4 protein-coding genes are annotated in these 6,582 nt (G+C 72.8%); 3 read left to right on the forward strand and 1 reads right to left on the reverse strand.

Annotation, left to right across the window (positions count from 1 at the left end):
- Nucleotides 1–74 precede the first annotated feature (74 nt).
- Nucleotides 75–4,127, reverse strand: coding sequence for a wHTH domain-containing protein (locus NMN56_RS38720; protein WP_280842858.1), 4,053 nt, complete (start codon nt 4,125–4,127; stop codon nt 75–77).
- Nucleotides 4,128–4,220: 93 nt separating this feature from the next.
- Between NMN56_RS38720 and NMN56_RS38725 the strand changes: the two genes are divergently transcribed.
- The 3 genes from NMN56_RS38725 (at nt 4,221) to NMN56_RS38735 (ending at nt 6,476) form a co-directional block, all read left to right on the forward strand.
- Nucleotides 4,221–5,066: a PIG-L deacetylase family protein gene (locus NMN56_RS38725; RefSeq protein ID WP_274045456.1), complete on the forward strand. Its 846-nt coding sequence runs from the start codon at nt 4,221–4,223 to the stop codon at nt 5,064–5,066.
- 70 nt (nt 5,067–5,136) lie between these two features.
- Nucleotides 5,137–5,727, forward strand: a complete 591-nt coding sequence (locus NMN56_RS38730) for a hypothetical protein (RefSeq protein WP_274045457.1) — start codon at nt 5,137–5,139, stop codon at nt 5,725–5,727.
- Between the two features lie 275 nt (nt 5,728–6,002).
- Nucleotides 6,003–6,476 carry a carboxymuconolactone decarboxylase family protein gene (locus tag NMN56_RS38735; protein ID WP_274045458.1) on the forward strand — a complete coding sequence of 158 codons (474 nt, stop codon included), beginning with the start codon at nt 6,003–6,005 and terminating at the stop codon, nt 6,474–6,476.
- Nucleotides 6,477–6,582: the final 106 nt, after the last annotated feature.

The raw sequence follows: 6,582 nt of genomic DNA on the forward strand, positions 1-6,582 counted from the left end.
GGCGCTGACCCGGCGTCCCACGACCCCGGCGCCCACGACACCGGCGTCCCAACCGGGAGCCGGGCTCGGGCCGTTCAGTGGTGTGGTGGAGGGCCGGGCTCCTGTGGCGGGCGTGGTACGCGCTCCAGCGCGGCGCGGATCGTATCGGCAGGGTCGGGTACGGGGATGCCGAGCTGCTGGAGCCAGCAGGCGACGCGGGCGAGGGTGGTGCCCCGCTGCCTGGCGGCCTCGTGCAGGGCTTGCAGCGGGAAGTTGGAGGCTTCCGGCAGGCCGTCCTCCATGTCGAGGTCGTACGTGCCGAGCAGTTTGAGCGCCTCGCCGGACGAGAGGCCCTCGGGCAGACGCTGATGCGAGGTCTTCAGGCCGTAGGCACCCAGGCGCCGTGCCACGGTGGAGGGTGTCGTGCCCAACTCCCGTGCGGTGATCAGCGCGTAGCTGAACGGCACGGTGTCCCGGGTGGTCAGCCTCCCCCACGGGAACGGGCCCGAGCGGTCGAGGAGTTCCCTGTCGAGCCCCGTGGGCCGGGCCGGCACCGTCAGCGGGATGTCGAATCCGTACGCACGCAGGCGGCCGACGTTCCGGCGCAGTGCACTCGGTTCCGTCGCGGAGCCGAACACGTCGCTGTAGGAGACCGGGTCCTCCGGGGCCAGGTAGACGCCGACCTCTTCCTCCTCCCCCGTCAGCAGGTCCGGATCGTCCTCGTGCACGTCGGCGGGGAGGACGGGAGGGGTGAAGCCCAGGTCGCGGAGCCGGGCGCTCACCTCGGGCGGTGTGCAGCCCAGTTGGCCGGCCACGTCCAGCACCTGGCCGGGTGGTGCGCAGCGCGCCCGGTCCAGCCATGGCCATTCCCTGTCGGCATCCACGCTGAGCAACAGTGCGATGTCCTCGCCCGGCCGCTCCGGCAGGGCGCCCGGGTCGCTGCGCAGCCCGTAGGCGGCCAGCCGGTGCCGCACTTCCGGGACGGTCAGGCCCCAGTCCAGACTCGCGCGCGCGAGATGCCCGAGCGGGACGACGCCCTCGGGGTCCAGGAAGCCGAAGCCCGGCTCGCCCGTTACCCGCCACAGCAGTTTGTCCTCTTCCGCGGCCACACAGAGAGCGAGCACCGCTGCCGGTACCTGGAAGCCGAGGCCACGCAGGAACCCCGCAGTCGTGGTGACGTCCGTCCCGGCGCGGGTGGCGGCGCGCGTCAGCCCGTTGGCGGTCAGCGGGGTCCCGGTGTCCATAGGGGCGTTGGGGTGCCGGGAGAAGACCCGACTGTTCGCCGCCGTGAGCTGTACGTCCTCCGACCAGCGTCCAGGGTCGGTGCCGTGGAAGCCGAGGCCGAAGTACTGGGCGGCGATCTCACGGGGGTCGCGCCGGAGCCGCGCCGCGATTTTCGCGATCGCGCCGAGGTGCGGCGGGGTGATGCGCCACCTGTCTCCCACCCCGTCACCGTCCTGAAGCAGAATCTGGTCGGAGGGCGTCGCTCGGCGCACGGGATCGGTCATGGCGAGGTCAGGGCACAGCTCGGCCAGTTCGCGCAGGGCCGTCCCCGGGCCGTGGGCCAGCACGCGCCACAGATAGATGTGGTCGGGTGCGTACCCCCGTACGTGGGCCGAGGAGGAGTACCGGACGCGCACCTTCGGCGGTGTGTCCCAGGGAACGAGAGAAACGTCGGCCGGGAACAGTCCGGTCCGGGGCGTGCCGAACCTTATCCGTCCTTGTGGCAGCTCTCTGCCGTCGGCGGCGAGCGCGGACGCGACCAGGTCGGCGAGGGGCATGGAGCCGTCGGCGACCGTGCACAGCCACTGGATGCCGAGCAGCTTGTCGCCGTTCCTCGTCAGCGCCACCGCCGCCCGTTCCAGCAACTCGCCCACCACGCCCGTGGTGTCGTCCAGGATGCTGCGCCGGTCCGACGAGAGCTGCGCCGGGGACCAGTCGCCGCGCAGGTTCACCACGGCGCCGGTCAGCCCTGACCCGTCGGCGCCGAGGACACCGCCACGCACCGTCGGTTCCACGTACAGCCCGTCCACGAGAAGAGCGCCGCCGTGCTCCACCCACACGACCTGTACCCCGCCGGGCGCCTCGGGCCAGGGCAGGGTCTCCCCGTGGGCGTTGTAGCCGAAGGTTTCCCTGTACGGAGCGCTGCGCACCTTCAGCTCGCCGGGCGCCCACTCAGCCACCCTTGGGCCCTCGCTCGCGCTCGTCGCGAACTCCGCGATTGCCAGCACCCGTTCGAGCACGTCGACGCACGACCACTCCGCCGGAACCACGTCGGGCCGCAGGTACAGCCGCACGCACGTGCCCGGCTCGCGCCCGCGCGGGGCGGCGCGCACGATGCGGAACAGGTGCCCCGGGCCGCAGATGGCGATCTCGTAGCGCGGGCCGGGAGCGCCGTCGGGGCCCATGCGGCAGGTGGTGACGGTGATCTCGTCGGCGAGCATGAAGTAGCTGAGGACACCGATGCCGAAGCGGCTGTTGGGGTACAGGGTGACGGGCGGGTCCAGCGCCTCCCACTGGGCGCGCTCCAGCCGGAACTCCAGCTGTTCGGCGAACCGCGCGCCCGCGTGCGCGAAGACGCCGCGCAGCTCCTCCTCGCCCATGCCGATGCCGTTGTCACGGCACTCCAGGTAGGCGCGGCCGTCCTCGTCCACGCCCTGCGAGAGGGCGATCCGGCCCTCGTACGGCGCCGCACCCGGACCCGGCGCCGGGTCCGTACGGTCCAGGTACTCGCTGCGGGCCCTGCGGTAGCGGCAGGCGTCCAGCGCGTTCTGGTACAGCTCGCGTACCGCCAGGTCGCGGTCCTTGTACAGCTCGATGCCCATCGCGAGGTCGCGCACCCTGCGGCCGTCGGTGCGGAAGCGCGCGTACCCGTCGAAGGCGCCCTCGGCAGCCGTCACCCCGTCGGCCGAGAGGCGGGCCGGCAGCGCGGGCATCGGCTCGGTGATCCGCTCCCGCACCGTGCGCCGCACCGCGTGCAGCAACTCGTCGGTGCGCGCGGTGTGTTCGCGCAGCGCCTCGATCACGGCCTCGTGGTGGCACTCGGCACGCAGCACGGGCAGCTCGTGCGAGCCGCCCCAGTGCGCCCGTTCGACCGTGGCGCGCAGTTGGGCGAGGTCCACGGGGTGCGGGATGCCGAGGTGTTCGGCGACGATGCCGGGCAGCACGGCCAGTTCGGCCGACGCGGCGTACGCCAGCGCCGTGAGCAGGACCAGCCGCTGGTCCCGTATCCGCTGCGGCCCCGGGCCACAGCGCACGCGGTCGTCGGCGGTCAACAGGCCGAGGAACTCGGGGTGGCAGACGTCAGGGCCCCGCCGCAGCCCGTGCAGCAGCGAGGCCACGCGGCGTGCGTCGAGAGCGCCGCCGAGCGCCGTGGCCGGTTCGCCCAGCTCGTCCAGCAGCGCCTGCACCGAACGGGGATCGGCGAACTCCCGGTCCTGGACCAGCCACCGGTGGAACAGCCACCAGCCGACGGCCCCCTCCGCTTCCGGCGCGCGCAGCGCCCGCTGGACGAGCGCGCTGTCACCCTCGGCGAAGACCTCGAACGCCTGCCGGTCGCCGCGGAGTTCTTCGGCGCCGGGTTCGTCGGCGCTGGGTGCCCCGGTGCTGGGTGCCCCGGTGCGGCGTTCCTCCGCGTGGCGGAGCGACGCCGGTCCGACGGCTGACAGCTCGACGGCCCGCCGCAAGTAGTGCACGCGGTAGAGGAACGGCGTCAGTACGAGCAGCGCTGCCTCGGCCGGATACAGGTCCAGCGGGGCGCCGTCGGAGGGCGCGGACAAGGGCGCGGACAGCAGCCACTCGACCCGTTCGAGGAACCGTGCGCCGAGTCCCGGATCGCTCCACGGGTCGGCGCTCAGCGTCGGCTCAAGACCGTCGCGCAGGCCCGCCAGCCGTCCCGTGACCGCAGCCGCCAGCCGCCGGTGTTCGGCACCCGCGTCCGCACCGCCTCGCACGTGCCCCCACACGCGGGAGCCCGCAGCGGCCCGCACCCACATGTCCTGCCCGGCGTACGGGTCCCCGACCGTGTGCGCCGCCGCCGTCCGCGGGTCCGCCCCGTTGACCGTCAGGTGCTCGATGTCCCTGGCCTGGATGACCGTATCGGCCGGGGCCTGGCCCGCGTAGACATTGTGGGAACCGTTCTGCTCCAACTCGCCCTCCGCTGCCGGTACTTCAACACACGATAGACCGCTCGCCGCAGCCACGGTTTCCTCCGGAGCCGACCGCGCTGGAAGGATGCGCGCATGGCGACCGTCGTGGCCTTCCACGCCCACCCCGATGACGAGGTCCTGCTGACCGGAGGCACGCTCGCGTGCGCGGCTGCGGACGGGCACCGGGTGGTCGTCGTGACGGCGACGGACGGGGCCACGGGGGCCAGGGGTGAGGCGGGGGCGGCCGGCGCGGTCAGGCTGGCCGAACTGCGGGACAGTGCCGAGGCGTTGGGCGCGCACCGGGTGGTTCACCTCGGTTACGCGGACAGCGGGCGCGAGGAGCCGATGCCCGCCGACCCGCACGACAGGCCTCGGTTCGCGCGGGTGCGTACGGAGGAGGCTGCCGGGGAGCTGGCTGAGGTGCTCAGGGAAGAGGCGGCCGATCTGCTGCTCGGCTACGACGCCAACGGCGGTTACGGCCACCGCGACCACGTCAAGGTGCACCAAGTCGGCCGCCTGGCCGCCGAGTTGACTGGTACGCGCCTGCTGGAGGCCACCCTTCCGCGAGAGGTCATCGCCCCCGCTTTCCGGCTGGCGGGCCGACTGCGCGCACCGTTTCGCACACCGTGGCGCACCTATGCGCCCGAACCCGCGCTCTTCACCGAGCGTGCCGCCATCACCCACCGGCTCGACGTCCGGCGTGCCGCACGACAGAAACGGACCGCACTCGCAGCGCACCACTCCCAGCTGTACGGCGCGGGCCGGCTGGCCCCGTGGTTGCGGCTGGCCACGCGCCTGCCCGTTCCGCTGTTCGGCCTCGTGCTCGGGTGCGAGTGGTACGTCGAGGTCCCCCGCACGCCCCGCGTGCCGGACCGCACCGGTCCTGCCGCTCCCGCCGGTCCTGCCGAACCAGCCGCCCCCGCCGAACGCGCCGAATAGCGCCCCCGCGTACGGGGGATCAGCCGGACGGCGCGCCCGCGGCCCTGCGGAGCGCGGGGAGGGAGACGGCGTGAGAGGGCAATGGATGCCGGGCGCGAGTTCCCGGCGGGCGGAGCGGTGCCGGACGCGGGGGCGGAAGCGGTCACGGGAGCAGCGGGCGCGGGAGAGCCGGCGCCAGGACCAACGGGAGCTGCTGGCCCTCCTGTTGAAGGAGTACGAGTGCTTACGGCGCGAGATAGACCAGCGCATCACAGCGCGGAGCCAGCTCATCGGGTTCATCGGCGCCGTCGCCGTCGTACTCTCGGGCGCCGTGACGCTCGTCGCCCGTAACCCGCAGGGTGGCAGCCTGCCACTGCTGCTCGCCGTCACCACCGCCGGCGTCGTCGTGCTGGCGATGGGGCTCGCCTACTGGTGGGCGTTCAACAAGTCGATCGTCCGCCTGGGCGGTTACCTCTCCGGCGTCGAGGCCAAGATCAACGAACTGAGCCTCGCGCTGTACGGCGAGGTCGCCGTCGAGTGGGAGACGCGCCGGGCCGAGCTGCGGGCACGCCCACGCTCGCCGTTCGCCCGCCTCGTCCTCCGCGTCCTCGGCCTCGCACCCCAGCACCGCCGTATCGGCCCCACACCCCTCGGCACCCTCACACGCGGCACGGACGCGTGAGAGCGCCCGCACGTCGGCACGTTCCGTCCTCCGCGGTCGCATTCGCGCCTCGACACGAGGGCTGACACGCCCTGCGGTGTCCGGACGGGGGAGAGGCGCCGGGTGAGGGGGCCGGGAGAGCCCCCCGGGGAGAGCCCCGGAGAAGGGGCGCCGGGAGAGACCCCGGGGGAGAGGCGTCGGGTGAGAGACACACATCACAGGGGGCCGTGTCACAAGTTCCCGGGCTGTTCCGTCCAAGAGGTGGAACCCATTACCGAACAACGGAGGAGTGCACCATGGAAGCGCGCTTGAACCTCTTCGACGTCCCGGCCGCCACCAAGCTCCTGAAGCACTTCACCTCGGCGAGCAAGGCGATCTCGGATTCGACGCTGCCCGGCGTGACGCACCATCTGGTGATGATCCGCGCCAGCCAGATCAACGGGTGCGGCTTCTGCACCGACATGCACACCAAGGACGCCACGCACGCGGGCGAGACTTCGACGCGCCTCAACCTGGTCGCGACGTGGCGTGAGGCCACGGTGTTCACCGACGCGGAGCGCGCGGCGCTGGAGTTGGCGGAGCAGGGCACCCGTATCGCGGACGCCGCCGGTGGTGTGCCGGACGAGGTCTGGGCGAATGCCGCCAAGCATTACGACGAGGATCAGCTTGCCGCGCTGGTGTTCCTCATCGGCCTCATCAACGCCTACAACCGCGTGAACGTCATCGTCCAGCAGCCCGCGGGCGACTACCAGCCCGGCCAGTTCGGCTAACCCGCGGAACCGGTCCGGACAACTGGGAGAGCCGTTCCCGAACGGGGACGCGGGGGCTCAGAGGTCCGGGACACGGGGGCACGGGGGCACGGGGGCACGGGGATAC

Origin of the sequence: Streptomyces iconiensis, from assembly GCF_028657195.3 — a bacterium.
Taxonomy (GTDB): domain Bacteria; phylum Actinomycetota; class Actinomycetes; order Streptomycetales; family Streptomycetaceae; genus Streptomyces; species Streptomyces iconiensis.